The 21,932-nt window shown below is 62.2% G+C and carries 32 protein-coding genes; 3 read left to right on the top strand and 29 right to left on the bottom strand.

All coding sequences use genetic code 11. The features are described 5' to 3' along the window. Positions 1-266: 266 nt before the first annotated feature. From EMQ_RS09195 to EMQ_RS09125, 15 genes are all read right to left on the bottom strand, one after another. Entirely contained in the window at positions 267-938 is a 672-nt protein-coding gene (locus tag EMQ_RS09195; protein ID WP_010666220.1) for a lytic transglycosylase domain-containing protein, read from the bottom strand. A gap of 4 nt (positions 939-942) precedes the next feature. Beyond that, positions 943-1,281, bottom strand: a complete 339-nt coding sequence (locus EMQ_RS09190; RefSeq protein WP_010666221.1) for a DUF736 domain-containing protein — start codon at positions 1,279-1,281, stop codon at positions 943-945. A 1-nt stretch (position 1,282) separates the two neighbouring features. Next, positions 1,283-1,840 carry a S26 family signal peptidase gene (locus EMQ_RS09185; protein WP_010666222.1) on the bottom strand — a complete coding sequence of 186 codons (558 nt, stop codon included), beginning with the start codon at positions 1,838-1,840 and terminating at the stop codon, positions 1,283-1,285. Then, on the bottom strand, positions 1,837-2,337 hold the full coding sequence (locus EMQ_RS09180; RefSeq protein WP_018308122.1) for a DUF2840 domain-containing protein: 501 nt from the start codon (positions 2,335-2,337) through the stop codon (positions 1,837-1,839). Before EMQ_RS09180 ends, EMQ_RS09185 begins: the two co-directional genes overlap by 4 nt. Beyond that, on the bottom strand, positions 2,334-2,576 hold the full coding sequence (locus tag EMQ_RS09175; protein WP_018308123.1) for a ribbon-helix-helix protein: 243 nt from the start codon (positions 2,574-2,576) through the stop codon (positions 2,334-2,336). Before EMQ_RS09175 ends, EMQ_RS09180 begins: the two co-directional genes overlap by 4 nt. Next, the gene (locus EMQ_RS09170; protein ID WP_231367965.1) at positions 2,573-3,283 is read right to left on the bottom strand and encodes a site-specific DNA-methyltransferase; all 711 of its coding nucleotides are present in this window, start codon (positions 3,281-3,283) and stop codon (positions 2,573-2,575) included. The genes EMQ_RS09175 and EMQ_RS09170 overlap by 4 nt, the downstream gene beginning before the upstream one ends. A 29-nt stretch (positions 3,284-3,312) precedes the next feature. Further along, positions 3,313-3,951 (bottom strand): ParA family partition ATPase, encoded by a 639-nt coding sequence (gene parA, locus EMQ_RS09165; RefSeq protein WP_018308125.1) that lies wholly within the window; start codon positions 3,949-3,951, stop codon positions 3,313-3,315. Then, positions 3,948-5,039: a replication initiator protein A gene (locus tag EMQ_RS09160; protein ID WP_018308126.1), complete on the bottom strand. Its 1,092-nt coding sequence runs from the start codon at positions 5,037-5,039 to the stop codon at positions 3,948-3,950. The genes parA and EMQ_RS09160 overlap by 4 nt, the downstream gene beginning before the upstream one ends. Further along, complete coding sequence (locus EMQ_RS09155) at positions 5,036-5,287, bottom strand: helix-turn-helix transcriptional regulator (protein WP_010668883.1); 252 nt, start codon at positions 5,285-5,287, stop codon at positions 5,036-5,038. The genes EMQ_RS09160 and EMQ_RS09155 overlap by 4 nt, the downstream gene beginning before the upstream one ends. A 222-nt stretch (positions 5,288-5,509) precedes the next feature. Then, on the bottom strand, positions 5,510-6,058 hold the full coding sequence (locus EMQ_RS09150; RefSeq protein ID WP_018308127.1) for a DUF2285 domain-containing protein: 549 nt from the start codon (positions 6,056-6,058) through the stop codon (positions 5,510-5,512). Between the two features lie 19 nt (positions 6,059-6,077). Further along, the gene (locus tag EMQ_RS09145) at positions 6,078-6,296 is read right to left on the bottom strand and encodes a transcriptional regulator domain-containing protein (protein ID WP_010518331.1); all 219 of its coding nucleotides are present in this window, start codon (positions 6,294-6,296) and stop codon (positions 6,078-6,080) included. A 138-nt stretch (positions 6,297-6,434) separates the two neighbouring features. Further along, positions 6,435-6,698 (bottom strand): DNA -binding domain-containing protein, encoded by a 264-nt coding sequence (locus tag EMQ_RS09140; RefSeq protein ID WP_010518332.1) that lies wholly within the window; start codon positions 6,696-6,698, stop codon positions 6,435-6,437. 130 nt (positions 6,699-6,828) lie between these two features. Beyond that, positions 6,829-7,113: a helix-turn-helix domain-containing protein gene (locus EMQ_RS09135; RefSeq protein ID WP_018308128.1), complete on the bottom strand. Its 285-nt coding sequence runs from the start codon at positions 7,111-7,113 to the stop codon at positions 6,829-6,831. Positions 7,114-7,293: 180 nt separating this feature from the next. Further along, positions 7,294-7,446 (bottom strand): hypothetical protein, encoded by a 153-nt coding sequence (locus EMQ_RS09130; protein ID WP_010518334.1) that lies wholly within the window; start codon positions 7,444-7,446, stop codon positions 7,294-7,296. 340 nt (positions 7,447-7,786) lie between these two features. Beyond that, positions 7,787-8,113 (bottom strand): DUF736 domain-containing protein, encoded by a 327-nt coding sequence (locus tag EMQ_RS09125; RefSeq protein WP_018308129.1) that lies wholly within the window; start codon positions 8,111-8,113, stop codon positions 7,787-7,789. On the opposite strand from EMQ_RS09125, the gene EMQ_RS09120 reads away from it, so the two are divergent. After that, positions 8,112-8,342, top strand: a complete 231-nt coding sequence (locus tag EMQ_RS09120) for a hypothetical protein (protein ID WP_010517748.1) — start codon at positions 8,112-8,114, stop codon at positions 8,340-8,342. The two genes, EMQ_RS09125 and EMQ_RS09120, sit on opposite strands and share 2 nt — an antisense overlap. Before the next feature lies 1 nt (position 8,343). Here the strand turns inward: EMQ_RS09120 and EMQ_RS09115 are convergent, their stop codons facing one another. The 3 genes from EMQ_RS09115 to EMQ_RS09105 all read right to left on the bottom strand — a co-directional run bounded on the left by EMQ_RS09115 (position 8,344) and on the right by EMQ_RS09105 (position 9,419). Next, complete coding sequence (locus EMQ_RS09115; RefSeq protein ID WP_173574328.1) at positions 8,344-8,535, bottom strand: hypothetical protein; 192 nt, start codon at positions 8,533-8,535, stop codon at positions 8,344-8,346. Between the two features lie 174 nt (positions 8,536-8,709). Then, positions 8,710-9,150 carry a hypothetical protein gene (locus tag EMQ_RS09110; RefSeq protein WP_010517753.1) on the bottom strand — a complete coding sequence of 147 codons (441 nt, stop codon included), beginning with the start codon at positions 9,148-9,150 and terminating at the stop codon, positions 8,710-8,712. Between the two features lie 116 nt (positions 9,151-9,266). Further along, positions 9,267-9,419: a hypothetical protein gene (locus tag EMQ_RS09105; RefSeq protein ID WP_010668868.1), complete on the bottom strand. Its 153-nt coding sequence runs from the start codon at positions 9,417-9,419 to the stop codon at positions 9,267-9,269. Between EMQ_RS09105 and EMQ_RS09100 the strand changes: the two genes are divergently transcribed. Next, positions 9,418-9,804 carry a type II toxin-antitoxin system RelE/ParE family toxin gene (locus EMQ_RS09100; protein ID WP_010517758.1) on the top strand — a complete coding sequence of 129 codons (387 nt, stop codon included), beginning with the start codon at positions 9,418-9,420 and terminating at the stop codon, positions 9,802-9,804. The two genes, EMQ_RS09105 and EMQ_RS09100, sit on opposite strands and share 2 nt — an antisense overlap. Further along, positions 9,782-10,111 carry a helix-turn-helix domain-containing protein gene (locus EMQ_RS09095; RefSeq protein WP_018308131.1) on the top strand — a complete coding sequence of 110 codons (330 nt, stop codon included), beginning with the start codon at positions 9,782-9,784 and terminating at the stop codon, positions 10,109-10,111. Before EMQ_RS09100 ends, EMQ_RS09095 begins: the two co-directional genes overlap by 23 nt. A gap of 30 nt (positions 10,112-10,141) precedes the next feature. On the opposite strand, the gene EMQ_RS09090 is transcribed toward EMQ_RS09095, so the two are convergent. The 11 genes from EMQ_RS09090 to EMQ_RS09040 all read right to left on the bottom strand — a co-directional run bounded on the left by EMQ_RS09090 (position 10,142) and on the right by EMQ_RS09040 (position 21,853). Continuing rightward, on the bottom strand, positions 10,142-11,071 hold the full coding sequence (locus tag EMQ_RS09090; RefSeq protein ID WP_010517762.1) for a DUF2493 domain-containing protein: 930 nt from the start codon (positions 11,069-11,071) through the stop codon (positions 10,142-10,144). Positions 11,072-11,391: 320 nt separating this feature from the next. Further along, on the bottom strand, positions 11,392-12,438 hold the full coding sequence (locus EMQ_RS09085) for a DUF7146 domain-containing protein (RefSeq protein WP_010517764.1): 1,047 nt from the start codon (positions 12,436-12,438) through the stop codon (positions 11,392-11,394). Further along, the gene (locus EMQ_RS09080; RefSeq protein WP_018308132.1) at positions 12,425-12,865 is read right to left on the bottom strand and encodes a hypothetical protein; all 441 of its coding nucleotides are present in this window, start codon (positions 12,863-12,865) and stop codon (positions 12,425-12,427) included. Before EMQ_RS09080 ends, EMQ_RS09085 begins: the two co-directional genes overlap by 14 nt. A gap of 83 nt (positions 12,866-12,948) precedes the next feature. After that, the gene (locus EMQ_RS09075; RefSeq protein ID WP_018308133.1) at positions 12,949-14,133 is read right to left on the bottom strand and encodes a hypothetical protein; all 1,185 of its coding nucleotides are present in this window, start codon (positions 14,131-14,133) and stop codon (positions 12,949-12,951) included. A gap of 127 nt (positions 14,134-14,260) precedes the next feature. Then, positions 14,261-14,623 (bottom strand): DUF6915 family protein, encoded by a 363-nt coding sequence (locus EMQ_RS09070; RefSeq protein ID WP_010669161.1) that lies wholly within the window; start codon positions 14,621-14,623, stop codon positions 14,261-14,263. Then, positions 14,613-15,110 carry a DUF6878 family protein gene (locus EMQ_RS09065; protein ID WP_010669160.1) on the bottom strand — a complete coding sequence of 166 codons (498 nt, stop codon included), beginning with the start codon at positions 15,108-15,110 and terminating at the stop codon, positions 14,613-14,615. The genes EMQ_RS09070 and EMQ_RS09065 overlap by 11 nt, the downstream gene beginning before the upstream one ends. Before the next feature lie 84 nt (positions 15,111-15,194). Continuing rightward, a complete protein-coding gene (locus tag EMQ_RS09060; RefSeq protein WP_018308134.1) occupies positions 15,195-17,249 on the bottom strand; it encodes a ParB/RepB/Spo0J family partition protein in 2,055 nt (684 codons plus the stop codon). 997 nt (positions 17,250-18,246) lie between these two features. Next, positions 18,247-19,029 carry a hypothetical protein gene (locus EMQ_RS09055; RefSeq protein ID WP_010668178.1) on the bottom strand — a complete coding sequence of 261 codons (783 nt, stop codon included), beginning with the start codon at positions 19,027-19,029 and terminating at the stop codon, positions 18,247-18,249. Further along, a complete protein-coding gene (locus EMQ_RS09050; RefSeq protein WP_010668179.1) occupies positions 19,026-19,754 on the bottom strand; it encodes a hypothetical protein in 729 nt (242 codons plus the stop codon). The genes EMQ_RS09055 and EMQ_RS09050 overlap by 4 nt, the downstream gene beginning before the upstream one ends. Continuing rightward, positions 19,754-20,386, bottom strand: a complete 633-nt coding sequence (locus EMQ_RS09045; RefSeq protein WP_269208721.1) for a flavin reductase family protein — start codon at positions 20,384-20,386, stop codon at positions 19,754-19,756. The genes EMQ_RS09050 and EMQ_RS09045 overlap by 1 nt, the downstream gene beginning before the upstream one ends. A 30-nt stretch (positions 20,387-20,416) precedes the next feature. Further along, on the bottom strand, positions 20,417-21,853 hold the full coding sequence (locus EMQ_RS09040; protein WP_018308137.1) for an FAD-binding oxidoreductase: 1,437 nt from the start codon (positions 21,851-21,853) through the stop codon (positions 20,417-20,419). Positions 21,854-21,932 lie beyond the last annotated feature (79 nt).

Here is a 21,932-nt window from a genome sequence, read left to right as displayed (position 1 = left end):
GTGCAACAAGGAAAAGTAGGGTCGGAAAACATTGGAGGAGAGAGAGAAACATTGTGTAGGAAAGGTAAAAACGCTGGAAAACCAACACCCCAACCGAGGCGCAATGTGCGCCCTTTTATCTCGCCTCTTCTTTGCCCAGACCCAGTGCGCCCCCTGATCCCTGCTACGATCCCTCATGAGAAACGCTGGACCACGCCAGACCACGATGATGCGCTGACCTGCGACCGGCTGCGAATGGGCGGTAAGCAGAGGCGGATTCGGCATGGTCATGGTGCCGGCTCCCTGTCAGAAACCGTCACGAACAGGCCAGCGGAGTGCGGTGCAATAGGCGACAGATCGCGTGCGGTGATGTTGGCAGACGCATCGTTCGCGAGTGCGATAAAGATCGGCGCGCGCCTCCATGCCAGGGGATCGGGATGCACCGCCAGAAGCGGTATTGTGTCACCGTTCTGGCCGAGAAGAGGCAGAAGACCGGCGACATAGGCGAGTGTTTCGGGCGGCAACGGGCGATGCCGATCGCGGAAGTCCTCGTAGCGTCCCGGTCCGGCATTATAGGCTGCGAGAAATCCCGGTGAGCCGTAGCGATCGTGCATCTCGCGCAGGTACGCAGCACCCGCGAGAATGTTGTCATGCACATCGAATGGATCACTTCCCAGCCCGTAACGGACACGCAGGTTGGCCCAGGTCGTGGGCATGATCTGCATGAGTCCGACCGCGCCTTTTGACGAAATCGCGCTGGTGTCGCCGCCGCTCTCAGCACGCATCACCGCCCTTATCCAGGCGGTCGGAACGTCGAAACGGCGGACTGCCTCAGCGATCTGGGCAGCAAAAGGATCGGTGCCGGCGAGTGTCGAAACCGACGCAGCCCGTGTCTGGTCGGCAGCAGCCAATACGCCGATCGCGGTGATGCCGACAGCGAGGAAGAAGGCGCGTCGCATCGTCTCAATCTCCCCGTTCGGCGCGCTTTGACGGGCGCGTCCAGTTCAGCACCCAGACCGCGCGGTCGTCGGCGGTGCGGAAGAGATTGGCCCGGATCGGCTGCGTGAAGGCGGGATCGTCGAGGGCTACGGCGATGTATTCACCAGCCCTCTCGCCGGTGCGTTTCCAGCCTGCGCCGACCTCCGGGCCGTCCGCGTCGGTGAGATGGACGCGATAATCCGGAGCATGTTCGGCATCAGAAAAATCGGCCGGAATGAGGATAAGATCCTGCGTCACGGTGAGGGTGCGGATGCGCCCGGCAAAGCCGGTTTTGGTGCGGGTGAAAAGACCGATCTGTGCCATCTTATTGTCCTTTCGAGGATGGATTGGAGGATGAGGCGACGGCCTGGCCGCTCCCGGATGGACGCCAGACCGGGGTGGCACGGCCGATGACGGTGGAGAGGGACAGCACGCCGAAATATCGACCGTCGAGACTGCGTGGTTCGGCCGGGTTCATGACGAAGACCTGGCCGGGATCGAGGTGTTGGCAGCCCTGCCAGACGGGCAGCGGGCGGCCACGGTGATCGACGGATTGCGCGTCGCCAGCGAATTTTCCGTCGATGGTGATGCGTTGTCCGGTACGGCAAACGGACTGCCCTGCGATGGCCGCTACAGGTTTGAGCAGGGGCACACCGAGAGGGAGGTAGCCGCGCGTCGCCAGCAGCGTCGCCGCGCGCTCGGGCAGACGGACAGCGACCAGATCGCCGACATGCGGCGAAAGGTCCGTGTGCAGCCGATAAAGTCCGATTGGCACGCTCGCCGTCTCATTCCAGATCAGCCGGGGCATAGGATGCACGGCCAGTGAAATGCCCACGCCGAGCACCGCGAAATAGGTGGCGAAGAACCAGCCACGCCGGGTCATGACGTCACCTGCCGTCGCTTGAGCCATGCTGACTGCTGCTCACGCGTGTAGCTGCGGGGCTCATGTCCGGCACTGATGCGATGGTGGAGATGCCGCCAGTATTCGGGTGCGGCATCCGCCGGGTCGATGCCCAGCGCGTCAATAACGTCGATCGCCCGGAGTACGCGCTCGACCCTCGGCCAGCTATCGACACGCAGCAGGATTTCGCCACCGGGACGCACAAACGGGAGGGTCTGGAACGGGCTTCCTGCCTCCACCGCCCGTACGATGTCCACGCGGGAGACCGTGGCTCCCAGATCGTTCGACGCCCAGCGAACGAAGGCGAAGATGCTGCCCGGCGCGAAACTGGAAATGCGGCGGCGACCATCAAGGATCTGTTCGTCAACGCGGTGGCCGAAGCGCAACCAGCGCTCGATACGCTTCTCGATCCAGGTCAGTTCGACATGGGTCAGCGACGCCGCGCGGCGATGCGGCGGCGTAGAAAATCGTCCGTTCATGGCACGTCTCCGGGATTGTCAGGGAACTCACGGGCGAGCAGCGCGCGCAGCATGTCGGCGACGGTCATGCCGCGCTGGAACGCCGCGACCTTGATGCGGGCGCGCAGCGCCGGCGTGACGTCGATGGTCAGCCGGGCGGTGAAGTGGTTGGCAGCCGCAGGCTTGTCCGGCGCCTTGACCCAGCGTTCCGGGTCGGCGGGGCGCGACGCGAAGCCGGGTAGCGTGCGACGCTCTGTCATGGCGATATTCCCTCGCCGAGCGGCAGCACGGACGCGATACGGTCGCGCGCTTTCTGCGCCATGACAGGATCGATCTCGCAGCCGACATAGCGCCGACCGGCGAGCCGACAGGCGACGCCAGCAGCCCCCGAGCCGGCGAACCAGTCGCCCACCAGGCCACCCGGTGGGCAGCTCGTGCGGATCAGGATCTCCAGCAACGCCACCGGCTTCTCGGTCGGGTGGATGGCCCGGCCATGCGTATTACGGACCGGAATCACGGAGCGCATCAGGCGCGGGCCACCGTCCTCGCTGACGTAACGACCGGCATCGATCCGACCCATGTGGGGCGGCCGGTGTTTCCGTCGTACCGTGCGTGCCCGTGCGTCGGACGTGGTCGGAACCACGTTGTAGACGGCGCGCCAGGGCGTATCGTCGCGATAGAACTGGACGATCAGTTCATGCACGCGCCGGAACCGATCGGCATGGAAGCTGGAACCGTTCTGCTTCTCCCAGACCAGTTCCTGGGCATATTTCCAGCCCGCATTCCGAAATGCCGCGTTGGATGCAAGGAAACTCCGCAGGGAGCCGAAAACCCAGAGCGAGCCGCTGGGTTTCAGGGCAGCGAGCGCCTTGCCGGGCCAATCCGCTATGCGCCGGTCCCATGCGAGCGACGTATCGCCATAGGGGGGATCGACCAGGATCATGTCGTAGGGGCCGTGCCAGGGCATCAGGAGCGCGCTGTCGCCGGTCAGCAGGGTCATGACACCAGCCCCCCAATCTCGGCTGTCAGTGCGGCGATTTCGCGGGCGGCAATCCCCTGCGGGCGCAAGTCGCAGACCAAGCGGCCGGTGCGCGCCATGTCGGCGAACGCGACCCGCTGGCCGATCCGCGCTGCCAGCGCCGCCGGCTCATGCCCCACCAGCGCCAGCCGGGTTTCGCGGGCGATCACCGTGCGCGCGGCGCAGCGGTTCAGCACGAAACGGGCCAGCAGACCGGGACGGAAGAGCCGCGCTTCCGCCAGCAGCCGCAGCATTTCGGCCGAGGCCCAGCCGTCGAACGGCGAAGGCTGCACCGGGATCAGCACCAGATCGGCCGCCAGCAGGGCGGAGCGCAGCAGCGCCGCCACCCGAGGCGGACCGTCGATGACGACGTGATCCACCCCCTGAGCCAGTTCCGGCGCCTCGTGATGCAGCGTGTCGCGCGCCAGGCCGATCACGCCGAACAGGCGGGGCAGTCCCTCCCGTGCGCGCTGCGCCGACCAGTCCAGCGCCGAGCCCTGCGGGTCGGCATCGATGACCGTCACGCGCCGGCCTTCCCGAGCCCATTGGCCCGCGAGATGCAGCGCCAGCGTCGTCTTGCCGACGCCGCCCTTCTGGTTGAGGAGGGCCACGATCATGGCCCGTCTCCGCGTGCTTTTGGGCCGGAAACGGAGGGACCAGGGCCGTTATCCGCAAGGCGGCCCGCCCCATCAACATAAGAGTTAGATTCTAAGTTAGATAAGTTAAGGGCCGGAATCGCCGTTTCAGGCCAAAGACTTAGCTGCGATTCGTGCGTGCGAAGTCCCGATAGTCCTGCGTGTGATGTCCCGATAAGGGTTGCGTGTGAAATCCCGATACCATTCACATGGTTATCCACAGGAATTGTGGATAAGTCGGCCGGCAGGATGCGGAGCAATTCGCGCGCGCCGTCGCGCTCGATGCCCAGGCGATAGCCGGGCAACGACTGGCGGGCGGCGATATGCCGGATCTGGATGGCGAAATCCGAGACACGCACCAGGCTGCCGGATTTCGCATGCAGATGGGCGATCTCGAAGGTCCAGCCCGCACGCTGGCGGCCAGCATGCTTGCGGGCGATGCGATAGAGCCAGCGTTCGATGCCGCCGGTGAGGCGGAAATAGGCCGGGTCGATGGCAAGCACGAGCGAGCGGTCGATCACGCCGCGATAGAACCATTCGGGAATGACGATCTCGACACCAGCGGCGCGGCCCGTCTGGCTGGCACAGATCTCCCATTCGGTGATCCAGGAGAACTGCTGACGGCGCCAGTTCTGGCCGTTGCGGATCGTAGTGGCGACCACGGTGGACTGGAGCCGGGTCAGTGCCGCCTTGAGTAGCCCATAATCCCGCGCTCCCGTCTGACGCCCGATACTGCTCAGAAGCTGATAGGGCGTGAAGCGCAGGAAGCGCGATGTCGTAAGACCAAGATTTTCCGCCTCGACGATCTGGCTGGCGGCCCAGATCAGCACATCGGCGTCCCAGATCGTCGCCATGCCATGGTCGGGCATGCCGAAGACTTCGACACGGACGTCACCGGCTTCATAGAAGATCGGCACCGTGCGCTTTGTCTTCGCGAGCGAGAAGAACGGTCGCTCCATCAGGTCGCGCTGATCGCGCGGGCTGGCATCCCCGCCGGAGACCACGAACGGGTCGAGCCTGTTGCGTTCGCTTGCGCGCCTGGAACGCGGAATACCCGGCGCGGCATTCATCGTGGGTCATGCCCGGCGGCACGCGCCGCGTCATAATTCGGGTCGGAGGTGGATTTGCACGCACCGGCGGCTGCCCATACGTCGAGGTCATCGATCAGATAGACGACGCGACCACCAAGCTTGCGGAACGTCGGTCCTGTACCGTGGCAGCGATATTTTTCCAGTGTGCGCGGCGAAAGTCCGAGAATTTGCGCAGCCTCATGGGTGCGCAGATAGCGCGCCGGTGAGGGCGTGGGTCTGTTGAGCATGATATGCCTCCGTCCGGTTTTGAAGCGTCGCGGCGAAGTCGCGGCGGATCGGGATGACGGTGGCGAAGAAAGCAGGCGTTGGGGGTGGACGAAGATTTTTCAGACTCAGTGTCCACCTTCGGCGGACCATGACGCGCGCAAGAGTTACCGTGCGCAGCCGGGCGCAGGCCAGCGTCGAAAAAATGGAGGGAAACAGCGCAGGAGAGCGAAAAACGGCTGATGCTATTTGCCGTGTAAGAAATCCAGGTAACCGCCGTTTACCCGGTTCTCTGCGTCCTGAATCAGGCGATCCGCAAAGCGCCGCGCCGCAGTGTTCTTCCACTCGATGGAAGGTAAAATCGCCTGCCATGAACGGCCGGCGGCTATGGCGACCTCACGTGGGCCGCCACCAATTTCCTGAATGTCGAAGGCGATCAGAAGCTGAATCTGCCGCGCACGCTGGAGCGGCGTGAGCTGGAGCGCGCGTGGAAGCAGGGCAACGCGGCTGCCACGCAGATGCCGGAAAAAGCGCAACGCCACGTCGAGACGAAGCTCGCCGGCAGCGTCCAGCGGCAGCAGCACGGCGGGGCGTTGCAAGGCCGAAGGGTCCAGAAGCCGAAGAAAGAGATCGCCAACCGCGTCGCCGATCGTAAGCCACCCGCCATCCGCATCGTCGTGACGGGCCAGGATATTCCCCAGCATGGCGGGTTCGATCGGGGTCACCGTCGCGAAACCCGAGGGTGCCGGCGTGAGAATCAGCGTGGCCGGGGAGACCTCGGGCCTCCAGACCATGCGGCCGCGGCGGGCGGGTTCATCGGGAGCATGGACAAAAGCCCAACCCCCAGCGTTCGGCGAACGCCGCGCGCTCTGCGGCGGCGTCCGTTGCCCGGCGGGCGATGCGTCGTTGCAGGCGGGCATACTCGCGACGGTACGTCGCGTTGCGGCGCAGGAACTCGACGGCGAAACCGGAACGGTCCAGAGTGCTGATACGGTCGCGTATTTCCTGTGAACGCCAGAAGGATGTCGGCATGGTGACCTCCCTGTCTGGCCCCTCATACGGCAAGGGGGCAGCCTCAATTAGCCGGATCGGAACCGCGAGCGCATAGACCCTGATTTTCTATTGGGGAGAGTGCCGTGGGGGACCAGCGCGTGGGCCGGCGAAGCCCGGCTATTGCAGGCGCGGCTCCAGCAAATGCCGGTAGCCGGCTTTGGTCATCCAGCGCGCCCGTGCAAGATGGTTGTCGTAAACAGCCCTGGCGCGCACGGGTTCACAGACAGGATCGATTTTGAACAGCACCGCAACGACTTCGCGCCAGTCGGCACCTTCCTCGTCGGCGATCAGGAGGCGGAGATAAAGGTCGAGATGCTGCTCGTCATAGGCGTTCACACGCGCCGTCAGAGGCGGGTGATCCTGGAAGGATGGGTGGGTCATGACGATCCCTCGTGATAGCGCTGTTGGATCGGTTCGATAACAAATTCGTGGAATGACGACCGTTCGACGGTTCCGCGCTGACGCAAAAAACAACGCGGGGCCGAGTGGGAAGGCTGCGCGGCCAGGCCGATCAGGACGGCGCGCGTCTGCGACGGCCCGCATCCTGTCGCGTCTGTGGATCGGAAGTCTCGTGAAGAAACATGACACCACGCCCTTGCCCGGACTCGATGAACAGGATGCCCGCTGCTTCCAGCGCGCGGCGGACCTGGTCGATCGTGCCCTCATGGACACCAAGGCCACGCTCGGATTCAAGGCGCTTGAGCGCGGTCAATGCTACGAGGGCTTTTTCAGCGAGCCGTTCCTGTGTCCAGTTCAGGAGTGCCCGTGCCGCCCTTACCTGTCGGCCAGTGATCATCCATGATCACATCCGACATGCAGGGCATGCACACCAGAAATACGACTATAATAGTCGTATAATGGAGATTCAATATCGTTCTTTCAGTTGGATAGTGAGGAAACACCGGCGTCCTGCTTCTGATAGGACCGTCAGTGGGGTCCGCCGTCGGTACGGGCGACCAGACGAAAAGACCCCCGCTTACGCGGAGGCCTCCCCGTCGTGGCATTTTGCTGCGAATTGCGCGCATACCTGGTTCAGTTCACGCTCGATTTTGGCCCGCTCACGACGGCTGAGGTGAAAGCTGGTCAGTTCGGCGCGCAGCATCTGGATCTGGTCGTGTAGCGTGGTCATCGTCCTGCTCCTTTCGTTTTTCGAAGACAGGCCGTCGCCTCATGCGCGCGTGAATCGGGTCAAGGATCGCCGCAGGCGACCGCCCCAGCGGCGCGCGGGGGAGCCGATTTTGTCTGGTGTGCCCGTAGGGTGCGCCGGGCAAAATTGGGGGGACCGCGCGTCCTTGAGGCGGTTCACGCCGGGCATGGTACAATGGGAAGGCTGAGGGAAGCCCTGTTCCCCTTTCTTGCCCACACATTGGCAGATTGGGCGCGGCGCGACTGGTGCGCCCACCCGCCGGTTCGCGATCGGTCATGCGAAGGCCCCACCCGGACCGGCCGGGCGGGGGATCGCTGGCACCTCAGTCGCCGTTGCGGCGGCCGTTGGGGCGGGACCAGATCAGGCTGTAGCCCTCGCCGTCCTCGTCATCGAAGAGGTTGGCGAAGATCGGGGCGTTGAAGCTCGGATCGTCGAGCTTGAGGCTCAGATAGTCGCGCCCCTCGTTGGAGCGCCGGGACCAGGCCGCTCCGATCTCGACCCGGCCGACGAAGACGCGGTGGCTGGGGGCATTTTCGTTCAGGCGCGTGGTCTCGGGGGCGATGCGGACGTTGGGGGTCTGGAGCGAGAGGGTGACGATCTCGCCGTTATATCCGTTGCCGACTTTCTTGAAGGTGCCGATGGTAGCCATGATACTGCTCCGTGATCTCTGTTACCGAGCCCGCACCATTGCGGCCTCGATGGCGATCGGACAGACGGAGGCGAGCGGCGGCGCATCCCGTAGGGACCGAAGCGCAGCGGAGGACGGCGGGACGGAATTTTCTTGTTTCGCGAGGAATGACGGCGCAGCCGTCAGGGGAAGAAAATTATGGACCGCTGTTGCGCCATGGCCGATCGAGGCGCAGCCGACCTTCGGCTAGATCAGCCATCTTGAGAGGCGGCATGCGTGCGCGGCCCGACAGAGCACACATCACGGAGACTATGGCCACCCGCGCCCCACGCAAGTGTCGGCCAGGAAGGGGAAGGCATCGTCATGCCCTGCTTCCGACCCTGCACACGCCCCGTTCCGGGACTGCGTTTCGCACGGACACGCCCTGCCTTCCGGGATTCCACCGGCCGATGCTGACAGGAAGCGCTGGACGTCCACGCTCCAGGGAAAGAGCACCTTCAGCCAATATGCTGCAATCAGGGCCTCATCGATCGCTCCTGCCATACCCTCCTGACAGCGAGGCGGCCAGATGCGAAAGCCCCCGATCCTGTCCTGCCTCGCCGGTTGCCAGAGCGGTGTCAGACCCGCGCGATATTGCCGCCGGACGGTCCGGGTGGGGCCACGGTTGTAAAGCGGATGAAAGCGGTGACGCCCACCGCGATCGCGCCGATGATGGAGAAAAAGAGCTGCCACGCCGGAGACGGCATCAGCATCTGGGCGATCCCATGTGTCGTGCTGTAGCCCATGATAATGGCGGGCACCGTATAGAGCAGGACGATCAGCAGCTTGAGCCACATCCACGGCACCAAGGCGAAGGCGACCTGGCCAATAACGAAGGTTGCAGCGCCCGCGACGAAACCGACGATGATCCCGCCGACAACACCAGCACCCGCACCATACGCCCAGAACCCGGCCATCAGACCCATGGCGCAGGGCAGGGCGAAGACTGCCACGGTAAAGAACAACCAGCACAGGAAGCCAATGCCGGCGACGAGCAGGAAGGGAGCAAGGATGAACATGGCGGCGGTCTCCGTGCAACCGACAATGTCGGACGGTCGCGCCTGCCACCACCACCACGGCGCAACCCGCATTATAGCGCAGATGATACGGTGACCGGAACGAAAATCCGCGCGGCTTACGTCCCGCCGGTGACGATATCATCGAAATCTATCGCTGGTATGCGGACGTTGCGGTCAATCAGGTCGAGCGTTATTGCCTTCCCCCGTGATCCGGTGGCGTTGCGAAGAACCTTGCGATCCATAGCACCTGGTGCTACATAGGAGGTCATGACCAATGCCGAGCCATCCCAGCGGGCATTCAAGACCGCCTGGTTCGCCAGGGCGGCCCGGAAAGCTCGCATCAAAGACGATGAACTCTGCAAAGCGATCCGGGAGGTCATGAAGGGTCAGGCCGTCGATCTGGGTGGTGGTGTCTTCAAGAAGCGCCTGAACAAGAACCTGCATCGCAGCATTATTCTTGCGAAAGGCGGTCGATACTGGATCTACGCCTATCTGTTCGCGAAGAAGGACCGGGACAATATCGATAGCGATGAACTGGAAGACTTCCGGACCCTCGCCAAAGCCTATGCCGTGCTGACCGGGGAACAGGTCGAACGGCTTTTGAAGGATCGAGACCTGACGGAGATATGCCATGGCGATGAAGAGAAAAAATAGCTTCCGGAGCGACATTTCCGAGGCCATTCATTCCGGGGCGGTAATGCTGCACAAGGTCGGCGCGCTCGACAAGGCGACGATGCGTGATTTTGACACGCGCCATCTGGTGGTGCCCCCTGCGATCGAGCCGATCGAGATCAAGCGTCTCCGCGAGGCGAACAATGTCAGCCAGCCGGTCTTCGCGCGGTATCTGAACACGAGCGAAAGCACGGTCGAGAAGTGGGAGAGCGGCGCCAAACGGCCGAGCGGGATGGCGCTCAAGCTGTTGAGCGTCATTCAGAAGCACGGTCTTGAGGTTCTTGCCTGAGACGCTGGCTTGCGGGGAAGGAGAGAGCGCTCACGCGCCGCCTCCGAACCGCAGGACCGGGATACCGAGCCGCTTTGCCTTGTCGGCCAGATTTTCCTGGATGCCTGAACCGGGGAAGACGATGACGCCGATCGGCATAGTGTCGAGCAGCGCATCGTTACGACGGAAGGGCGCGGCCTTGGCATGCCTGGTCCAGTCCGGCTTGAAGGCGATCTGCACGATATCGCGGTGATCGGCCCAACGTGAGGCAATGAACTCAGCACCTTTGGGCGAGCCACCGTGGAGCAGCACCATGTCGGGATGCTTGGCCCGCACCTTATCCAGCCGGTCCCAGATCAGGATATGGTCGTCGAAGTCCAGGCCCCCGGTCACGACCACCTTGGGGCCGGGCGGGACCAGCAACTCGCCCTCGGCGCGGCGTCGGGCGTTGAGGAAATCGCGGCTGTCGATCATGGAGGCCGTCATGGTGCGACGTGACACCAGCGAGCCGGCCTTCGGACGCCACGCGCTCAGGGTCAGGCGCTCGAACTGCTCCTGCGCCTCGTCGCGGAAGATCTCGTAGGCGTTGCGGCGCTCGATCAGGGTCAGCCCTTCGGCGATCAGCCGCTCCAGTTCCACCGAGCGGATCTCGCTGCCATCCTGTTCCTGCTGGCTCCGTTTCTGCGCCTGCTCGTTGCGGTCAAGCTCACGCTCAACCTGGCCGACCATGCGGTGGAAGATGTTCACGGTGGACCAGAGCAATGCTTCGAGATCGGCTTCCAGCCGTGTGTCGGTCAGCGTCGCAGCGATGGCGTCGAAGATGTCGGCCACAGCACCCCCGATGCGCTGCGCTTCGGGTAGCGGCCTGGGGTCCGGCTCGTCCGCGAAGGGACGGTAGCCATACATCTGGAGTTCGGTCAGCACATGCGCGGTGGATGAAGCGGCGTGCGGCGGTTCGAAATCGTCGGTCATGCGGGTCATGAGGCTGTCCTCCCAGGTCTCCGGCTGCGCCCTTCGCGGCCTTTCCGGGGGCGGACAGCGGCAGACCAGGGACGGGCCGGAACCGCGCGCTGGCGCGCGGCCGCAGCACAGCGAAGGATGGCAGGGGGCCGGCTATTTTGCCTCGCGATGTAAAGCGCCCCCACAGGGCGCGACGGAAAATAGCCGGCTCACGCCATTGAAGGCCCGGCCCGGCTGACGCCCGCTCCCCACTTGAAAGGCCGGGGCGCGGACCTGCCGGACGGGAGGCAGGACAGGCCCGCCGACAGAAGACGGCCCCCCCACTCCTCTTTCCGGCCCGCTCAGGTATCGGCGGCCTCCAGAAAGCGTGCCACGTCCGCTGGCGCGAGTTGCGGATGCAGGATCGCCCGCAGCGCGCCGCGTCCCAGCGCACGGAGATCATCATTGAAATCGCCCAGCCGTGGCGACAGGCCGATCAGTTCGATCCCGGCGTCACCCGCGCGGGCGTGCAGCGTCGCCAGCGCCTGATCCCCGGCCGGATCGTCGTCGCGCAGGACGTAGAGACGGCGTAGCAGCGGCGGAAAGATCAGGGCAGCGAGATGTGCCGAAGACAGGCAGGCGGCCAATGGCAGATCGGGCAGAACCTGCCGCAGCGAAAGCACCGTCTCGATGCCTTCCCCGGCGGCGAGCACGTCGGATGCCACCCCGAAGCGCACGGCATGACCGAGCAGCCCGCCCAAGGCACGGCGCGGATGGTCGACCGGTGCCTTGCCACGGCCGTCCGCCGCCAGCCAGGTGCGATGCACACCGGTCAGAGTGCCGTCGAGGTCGGTGACAGCGGCGATCATGGCGGGCCAGGTCTCGGTCAGACCGTCCTCGTCCGGGCGGTAAAAGCAACGCGGATGGAAGCGCAGGGCTTCGGTTCCGTGCAAAAGCGTAATGTCGCGTCTACGGAGATACGCGTCTACGGATGTGCCTATGATCGGCCCGGACATGGCCCAGAGCCGTCGTGCCGCTTCGGAAGAACTGGCGGAAGCACGCTCACGGGCAGGTCGGTCCTGTGACGGCGGCACTGGGTCAGGATGCGGCAGGCTGAGGAAGGCGCGTGCCTCGTCGGCCACGTCGCGGAAATCCACCAGGCCGAGGCTTTCGCGGATCACGTCGAGCAGGTCGCCATGCTCACCCGACTGAGCGTCCGTCCATTTTCCCGCCCTGCCGTTGGCGGTGTCGTGGAGCCGGACGAACAGCGACCGGCCGGGCGTATTGCGCACGTCACCGACCAGCCAGTAATTGCCGTGACGGCGACCGGCGGACAGATACTGCCGGCACACCGCCTCCGCGTTCTCCGCCAGACGACGGGCGAGATCGCCTGCATCATGCAAGGTCATCGCCCTGCCCTCCTGTGTCGGGATTGCCTCCGTCCAGGGCGATCGCCAGCCAGCGATCGGTGGTCATCCATGAAATCGTTTTGCGCCTGCCAAGGTCAAGCAGATGCGCACCGCCGCTGAAGGCGCCGATCCGGGGACGTGAACAGCTATTGGCCCACTGGAATCCCCATCGGCCCCGAAGCCGGAAGGCCCGCGCACAGCGTAGCACGAATTCCACGACCTGATGCGGATCGCCAGTCACCTCATCGCGCATCCAAAGCTTGGTGCCACCATATTCCGGTTCTACAGAAAGCCGGAACCCATCAGATGGCGGGTCTTCCGCCGCCAGTTCGTCCATGAATTCATTGTAGAGATCGAGCGCCTTGGCAGCGTTTTCCACCGTACCCACATCGAGAACGCACGAGAAATGCGTGAAGAAATCAGCCATCGGAATGACTCCCGAAACGAAAAAGCCCGGCGCAGTGGCCGGGCTCGTAAAAACGTCTTTACGGAAAGACAGAAAAGCGGCTTTCAGGAAGCACGCTCCATCAGCCTGCGGGCCTTCTCTTCCAGATCCAGCCGCGTGTCCTGGTTGGCCTTTGTCCGCGCCAGCGCCGTAATCCCCTGCACGAAATCGAACACACTCTCGGGCTTGCGGCCTTCCTCGTGCAGCACGGTTTCGATGATCTTTGCGGTTTCCGGTTTCGAGAACCCGCGACGACGCAGGAAACTTTCGCGGTCTTCATCTGTTTTCGCGACCAGCGCCCGACGCGAGGCCTGAATGCCGGAGACGAACGAGGCCGGGCTGGCAGTGGCGAAATTCCGTAGTGCTGGTGTCGCCTGATGCACGAAGCGCGAGGCCGCGAACTTACTATGCCGGATGGTGATCTGTTCGAAATTTTCCACGCCCCACAACATCCTGTTTTGACACACCCCGCGCAGATAGAATGACGCAATGCCTAGGCTCTTGCTGCCGACTTCCGAATTCCAGGCGTAGAAACCCCGGAAATAGAGATCGGGATCGCCATTGGGCAGGCGTCCGGCCTCGATGGGATGCGTATCATCCACGAGGAACAGGAACACGTCCCTGTCTGACGCATACAGCGTCGTAGTTTCCTTGGTGATATCGACGTAGGGATTATGGGTCATGGTGGCCCAGTCGATGACGCCCGGCACCTTCCAGTTGGTATCGCCTGTGCCGTCACCCGCGATCTTGCGCACCGCCCCGACCAATTCGTGATCCCAGATGCGGCCATAATCCGGACCGGTCACGGCGCGCAGTTCTACCCGTCCGTCTTCGGTCTCCAGCGTTTTCACCAGTTCGGCGCGGTGCGACAGCAGCCCGTGCTGGAGATTGATCGCCGCCAGCGGTGCCGGCAGGTCGCGCAGATAGGAGGACGGCGCGCTGACCAGGCTGCACATCTGGCCGAAGGACCAATGCGTCGGCGCGATCGGCTCATGCTGTCCTGGCACGGTCAGGGTCAGACGCTCGACATTGTCGCGCGAGGCCTCGACGCGGATGGCGCGGCTTTCCACCGTGCGGGCCGTGGCCCGGTCTGCCCGCGCCAGCGTGGCAGCATGCAGGTCGGACAGCGACAGATAGCGTTCGTCATCGGGGCGCGAGAACCATTCGGACGATACGCGGGCGCTGCGTTCGCCACGGGAGGGATCAATCCGGAAGCCCGTGCGGGCGGAAGACAGAATGGAAGCGGACATGGGGACTCTCCTCTCTTGCCGGATATTCGGCATCAGAGGCGAAGCCGCCCTCTCACTCCTTCCCGGCCGGACCGGCACGAAAAAAGCGGCTTCCGGATAACGGAAGCCGCTTTCTCGAAATCCCGCATCAGCTCATACTGTGCGGTGTTTCATGCTCTACATCGAGAGGCCTGGCGCGTCCCATCCATGGACAGGGTCGGATTTCCTTCACCCAGTCCGCAAAGCTCGGGATAAACCCGAAATCTTCCCGGACGTGCTGTTCGCCGATCAGCCGGGTCGGCACTGCCCGCCCGGTCGAAAGCGTGAGTGTGACACCGAACAGTTTTTCGGCAAGGAAGATGCCTTCCGCATGGTGTCGCAGCGCCCGGTGCCGGAAGTCCGCCGTGATCAGTTTCGATTCATCGAACCATGTATGCAACGGCAGGTAATCCTCTACCGTACCGCCCCATTTCCGCACAGAGGAGAGGGCATGATGATAACTATGCGCCATGGTGCCCTTCCTCCGTCCATTCATGGCCGTAGTTTTCGACGGCGGTGTAACGCTCGTTATACTCCAGGGCGATGGACCGTCCCGCGACGTCAAAGGTAAACTCGCCATACGCACCATCATTGTTTTCCCAACCACCGTGCGCTTCGGAAAGCAGGTCGTAGCAGACGTTCTCAATGACATCCTTGACGCTGCAATCATCAGTTTTCGACGTGGCACATTGCCAGTCGACAGAGATGTAAGGCATGCAGTTTTCCAGAACCGTATTATCGGTTTCCGGAGTGACCGCCATATCTTCGATCTGGCCGCTATCTCCGCAACCATCGAAGGTGACCACCGCTGTTTCGATCCCAGCAGCATCAAGGCAATCAAACAGTGCTTTGCGATTGACTGCTCCAAATTCCTGTTGCCGTTTCCGATAGGCCTCATAATGCTCGGAAAAGGCGGTGAAGGTATCGGCCCGTTCAGGCGTATTTCCTGGATTGGTCATCTCCTGTTTCTCCTGGATCAGCAGGACGGCCCTGACCGAAGCCAGGGCCGGTTAGGTTCGGAGTCATGAATTACGAGGCGCCCGTCATTCGGCCGCGATATTCGTGGCGGTTTCGATGGGGATAACAGCGACCTGTTTCTGATGACCGTCGGTCAAACCAGCAGTTCGCAATGCTTCGGGCAGCCAGCCGGAGCCGTCCAGCAACTGCTCGGCCTCACTGGCCATGTCCATTTTCTTGAGATGCGCAATGCGGGCCGCTGCCTCATCGCCGCGTGCTTCGCGTACGGCTTCGAGGATACGCGCCTTGGTGACACGGCCGAGATAGTTCTCCACCGTCGGCTGCCATCCCGCTTCGGCCGGATTGAGTTGGAGCACTGTCGCCAGCCGGCCGGCTCGCGCCAGGCGCTCCCTGACGCTACGTGCCAGAGACGGACCATGGGACGATTCATGCAGCGCGTTGACGCCAAAAGACAGGCAATGCGCCAGTAGGGCCAGGCGACTGGTATCATCCAACCCGTCGAGCCACTGCCAGAGTGCATCCTCGTCATCGGGAAGATCATGCTTCCAGCCCTCGTTGCGCTGGCGAAGTTCATGAGCGGGAACACTGCCCGGCATGTCTGGCGAATGCACCCGCAGCGGGATTTCCCGGACATAGGCTTCCAGGCAATCCGCGCCCGACACCTGCCAGTAGAGATCGCGCACCAGCGTGTGGAGCAGTTCGGTCAACGCGATGTGCGGATTGCCGGCGAACGCGTCACGCAGGGCCAGCGTGCGCCAGGCCGTCAACTCTGTCAGCAGGCGGTCGGGCAGCGGCTTCAGCCCATCTTCCTCTTCGGGCTCGGTGCCGGGGGCGCCTTCCGTCCCAGTTCCTTCGACGTCATCACCCGCGCCGTGATGGACGACCGCGTCATCATCACCCTCGGGTGTATCCGGGCCGTCCTCGGGCTCCGCCGGCACATCTTCAGGGCGGACGAAGCCCCGTTCGACCAGCAGCGTGGCATCAGTATCCAGGCTGATAAAGGCCCCTGCCCGGACCACCTCCGCCGGATCGAAGGACACAGGGCGTTCTTCCAGCGCCTCAATAGCCTGTTCGATCTCCCCCAGCCGGGTATCGACGTCGTCGGGGAACTCATCGGCCTGTGCGTATTCCGCCTCGATGGCTTCCTGCTCGCTGTGCAGAGCGGTTAGACGGGCGGCTTCTTCTTCCGAGAGCACAACCGGCGAGCCTTCAATCCTCGCGAAGCCCCGCGTGTGTCCCCACGGGAAGGACAGCGCCGTCTCGACCCACTTCCAGCCTTCGGCGCGGATGTCATCGGCCGCCCCAGCCAATTTGTCCATCACCAGCCGGTCGAGGAGGGTCGGATCCTGCAGCCAGCCGCCGTCATCGGCCTCGAACAGGTCACGCATGACATGGCCACCGGCAGCGAGATAGGCATCCAGCCCGACGAAGCGCACGCGGCGATCCGATGCGCGCACGGTTTTTTCCGTCAGCATGCGGCGGATCAGATAGGGCTCGCGGTTATGGCTCTGGGCGATAATCTCCCAGACCTGCTCCTGACGGGCATGGTCATCACTGATGGAAAACGCCATGAGCTGATCGAGCTTCATGCCGTCCTGCTCGTAAATCTCGAGCAGTTTGTCGGACACGGTCATCAGGCGCAGGCGCTGTTTGACCACGGTGGGCACGACGAAGAACGCGGCGGCGATCTCGTCCTCGGACATGCCCTTCTCCAGCATGTCCCGAAAGGCACGAAACTGGTCCAGCGGATGCAGCGCCACGCGCTGCACGTTCTCGGCCAGGGAATCATCCTCGGCGAGAATGGCCGATCCGGCCTCGCGCACGACACAGGGCACCGGGGCAGTCTTGGCCAGTTTCTTCTGCTTGACCAGCAGTTCGAGCGCGCGGAAGCGACGGCCGCCAGCCGGCACCTCGTAGGAACCTGTCTCCGTCCCATCATCGTTCAGAACAGGGCGTACGTTGAGGCTCTGGAGCAGCCCGCGACGTTCGATGTCGCGGGCCAGTTCCTCGATCGACAGGCCGGCCTTCACACGCCGCACATTGGACTGCGACAGCACCAGTTTGTTGAAAGGGATATCACGGGACGCATTGAGAGCGATTTTCTGGATGGCGCTCGCCATGGCGGAACACTCCGTGACGGACGGGCGGAAGCCTCTCTCCCACCCCTGAATCCGTCATGAAATCACTCCCACCCTCTGACTTTTCATGAAAAACCCGAGGCCGATTAAGTCGCTAACCGTCCTCTTGTCGGTCGTCCAGCCTGTGTTATCTGCTCCCCGAAACTGGACATGTGTACTCGCAGTATACATCACAAAAGATGCGATGTCCGATCTGTATCCGAGTCAGAACACCAACATGAACCGCACCGTCGACAGAATATGTTAGACCACCCGTAATCCACAGAAAAAGCTACCGAATGTCTCAAACAAAAACGACGCCTCACCATTCGGCGCTTCTGACTCAAGCCGGATCGCGACATCATGACACCTATTAATTATATAATGATATACACAAACGATGTTTCACAACATAATAAACGGCGTATTCAGGGCAATCTTGTGCAGTCCAGCGATGCATCGTGATGTTCGCCCCACCCCTTTTGCCGGGAAGTGGCACACCTTCTGGCATTTAAATCCGCCAGACAGTTCTTGAACTCAGCCGTTCCCGGAGTATGCCCCATGCTCCGGCAACTTTGTTCGTCCTCAGTGAGTCGACGATCTGTCGTCGTGCCACATGCAGAAAGCAAAGCGATCAAAGAGATACACGTCGTTATTTTAAACGAATTCCTCAAGTATGCGATCATAACGTTCCTCCGCCATCATCAATGGTAAGCATATAGTAAAGCCTGAACCCTTCTAGGAGTGTCCTAATAATTATAGATTTTTTTGAAGAAATGTCAATTTTTCTATCTAGCCGTAACCTGGAAATAACCCTATTCGGGCCAGAGTAAGCCAACTGCTTTCTTCAAAGGTTTACGACGTGCGAAATAATCATACGTAACGTTCGATATATTTTCTGATTTACAATATCTTTTTTGGGCAATGTCGCCGCTTCTAGTGATTTCATCATCACACACGCGCGTTAAATGGCGATATTCTGACGCAAATTTCGTAAGATTTAATGGTGCTTATACCATCCATACCCTCGAATATTGTTCCATGCATCGGTGGTATGGCAGGCATAGCAATGCTCCACCGGGGCATCCTGATGCGCGACGTGCTGCGAAATCATTTTGAAATGCATCATGTAATGGCTGGGCGGCGCCTTGTGACAGGCGTTGCAATCCGTCGATATCTGATCGGCGGGATGTTCGAACGCGGCGATCAGCCATGTCTTGGTGGAGTGACAACTCGCGCAATCAGGACCAAAGCGGGCGCGATGAGGATCCACGTTGGAGTGACAGCTTGCGCAATTCAGATGGAGAACGGCATCACGGTCAAGTCGATGATCAGTCGGAATAGCCGCAGCGCTTCCCGGAATCGGCGACGCTCCAACCAGCCCGGCCGAGCGAAGTTGCGCAACGGTGTCTGACCAGAAATCCGCCCTCGTCAATGCACTATGATCCATCACGGTCATATGTGGCCGCTCACCGTGCTCCACATGACAGGACGTACATTGCGTCGCCGCGACATGAAACCGGGTGGATTGCTTGTCGGCGAACGACGCCAGAGAATGACAGGTCACGCAGTTATTGGTCACCACACCTGTGAAAGGCCTGTGACATGTCTCGCACTGGCCCGCGATAAACTGGTGCGCTTTCGAGATCGGTCCGGGATTCACCAACCCTTCCCAACCAGGAACTGCGTTACTGCCGGAACGATGCACGGCAAGGGGCACAACCAGTCCGACGATCAGAGCCGCAAGCGCAAAGACCGTATAGAGTATGACAGCGGGCTTCATAGCCACCTCAGCCCGTAATACAGGCCTGACCAGATATGCAGAATCAGCAGAAAATAGAGGATGACCACAAGGATGACGTGAATCTTGCGCCAACGCCCGAACAGTGCGTTCGCCACCCTCTCCGACCTGACCGCATACTCAACATCGGCCAGCGCCGAGGCAATCGTGGCCTCGCGATCCGATGTACCCCGCGTACCGGGATAGGCCGAGGTCAGAAAAAGGCGCTGGACGATATTATGGGGCACATCCGGCGTCTCGGGCATCAGATGCGCCACCCCGGCATCTGCCAGAGACGTGCGCAGTTGGGCCAGTTCCTGGGTGCGACCGCGCAATCCGCGCCCGATCTGGATCAACATGTAGCGCCCGACATAGCCACTAATAGCGAGGACGAGCATGATGCCGGTTAGCGAGATCCCCATCGGGCTATCGAATTTATGGGCGGCGTGGATCAGGCCCAAAATGGGTGCAAGGACGCCAGCATAGATATGCACCGACAGAAGGGTTCGGCTCTCGACACGCGGCGCGAAATAACGATGCACGACGGGAATGCGTTTGCCCGCTACGTAAATCAGCGGCACCAGCATCAGGATGGCGGCGCAAATGCCAATCAGGCTGCCAGCCAGACTCCCAGGAAAGCGTGGCGCGACATGCACCAGAAAGCCCAGCGGGAACAGCACCAGCAGGACGACCAGGGCGCCGACAATGATTTCGCTGCGCTCCTGCATCACGCCTCCACGACCAGCGGACCACCCGTGGTCTTCGCCTGACAGGCCAGGATGAAACCCTTGGCCTTGTCAGCCGGATCGAGCCCATCCTCGACCGCCATCGTCACCTCACCTTGCTGCAGGTGAGTCGTACACATGCCGCAGATACCGGATCGACAGGAGGATGGAATATTGACACCTGCCGCATCAGCCGCGTCGAGAACCGTTTCATCCAGTTGCAACGGAGCCGATTTCCCTGAAGTGGAAAACGTAATGGTCGTTGCGGCAGGCGTAACGGCCGGGGATGAGGGGGCCGCCACAGGCCCGACCGCAGGTTCGGCCTTCATCGCGGCTGGTCCGAATGCCTCGCTATGAACATTGGCTTCCGGCACAGCGAGATCCGTCAATAACGCTCTCATGCTTGCCATCATCCCGGGTGGGCCGCAGACATGGATACGCCGGTTTGTGAGATCTGGCACCGATTGCTGAAGCAGTTCCTTCGTGATGCGCCCTTCCGGCCCCGACCACTCTGTCCCCGGCGACCGCCGCATGGTGGCAATAACGTGCAGTTTGTCATTGCGACGTTCCAGCCACTCGATTTCCTGGCGAAACACATAGTCGATGCTGGCATGAGCGGAATAGACGAAGTAGATCTCGCCAGGCCAGACGATATCGGTCAGGTATCACAGGACCGCCATCATCGGTGTGATGCCTACGCCGCCGGACAGCAGGACGATCGAGTCTGCCTCGTCACCCGTAAAGGTGAACATACCCGATGGACCCGCGATCTTTAAAAGATCACCCTCTTTGACCGTGTCGTGCAGGTAGCGCGAGACCAACCCATGTTCCTCGCGTTTGATCGTTAGTTCGAGATGTTCGACCTGCCCCGGCGACGATGCGATCGTATAGGACCGGCTCGCGGGCTTGCCAGACGTCGGCTCGATGGTGAGTTGCACGAACTGGCCGGGTTTGAAGTCAAAGGGAATCCGCCCCCCATCGGCCGGAACTAGATAGAACGTCACGATCGCCGGTGTCTCCCGAATGATCCGGGCCACTTTCAGACCGCCACGCCAGAGGCCGTGTCGAGGTGCGCCGACGATCGGAGTGGCCGTTCCACCGCCTGGTCCCGGTACAGGGGGAGGCGGCGGAACAGGAGGTGTTGGACCGCCGCCGGTCGACGATGGTGGCGTGGGCGGGACCGTTGGTTTCGGTGCGAATGCCGTGGTGGTCCTGAGAATCTCTTGCACGCGATGCAACCGCAGGACCTGCAAGATCAGCAGAGCGATCGATACCAGGATCAGGATCGTCATGAACACCAGGTGGGCCGGCGTCAATCCGAAAAACAGGCCGTTCTGCTGGCTCGCCGCGACTGTCGGCAGACCCATCTGTGCCGTGAACCAGTTGAATGCCACCATTTGAGGATTCACGAGGCCGGTCGCGGCCGCGCGCGCGGCCATTCCGCTATCGAGCAACGCAACGCCTTCATGGAGATGCTGGCTGGATCGACGCATCGTCTCCCACGACAGGGACTGAGCGGCATCGACCGATGCGGTGCCGACTTCGCGAAGACCGTCTTGAAGCCTCTGTGCCGCAATATCGGCCAGCATCTGACGTTCGGCGTCCGTCAGCTTCGGATGCGTCATCATGAAGGTATAAAGCGGCGTGCGACCGCGCGCTCCGCAACAACCTGCGTCGGCCTTGTCCGCCCCGGGAACCGCACTCAATGCCTGCCCAGCCTGGGGCAGCATGCGGCTCATCATATTGCCCTGCTCAGTCGGCCTGGATGATGGCGCACCGGGGATCCCCATCCCGCCCATGCCAGGGTGATGGCTCGCATGCTCGTCACCACCCATCGACATCATGCCGCCCATGTCGGACATGCCTGAGTCGGGTCGAGCGGGGGTCGTCTTCATTCCGCCGGACGATTCGGCACCCCGGTCGGCATCCCGGGGCGCTGCCATAGGCCCATCGTCTTCCGGCTGATCGCGCCGCAGCGCCAGCGAAGGTGGCGGGCTGCCTGCCGTAGGCCCCGCCATAGTGCCGCTAGACATGGCCGGAACGGCAGGTGACTCACCCGGTGCCTGAGCAAATCCCTCTGACATGCTGATGAGCAGTGTCATGATCACGACACTCCCGCTCAAAAAGACGCGCCTCATGCTTTCTCCAACACGCCATCATCCTCGGCAAAGTTCATACCGG

The sequence above is a fragment of the Acetobacter aceti NBRC 14818 genome (assembly GCF_000193495.2).
Lineage (GTDB): Bacteria > Pseudomonadota > Alphaproteobacteria > Acetobacterales > Acetobacteraceae > Acetobacter > Acetobacter aceti.
The sequence above is the reverse complement of the archived record's forward strand: the minus strand, read 5'-3'. Positions and strand labels throughout refer to the sequence as shown.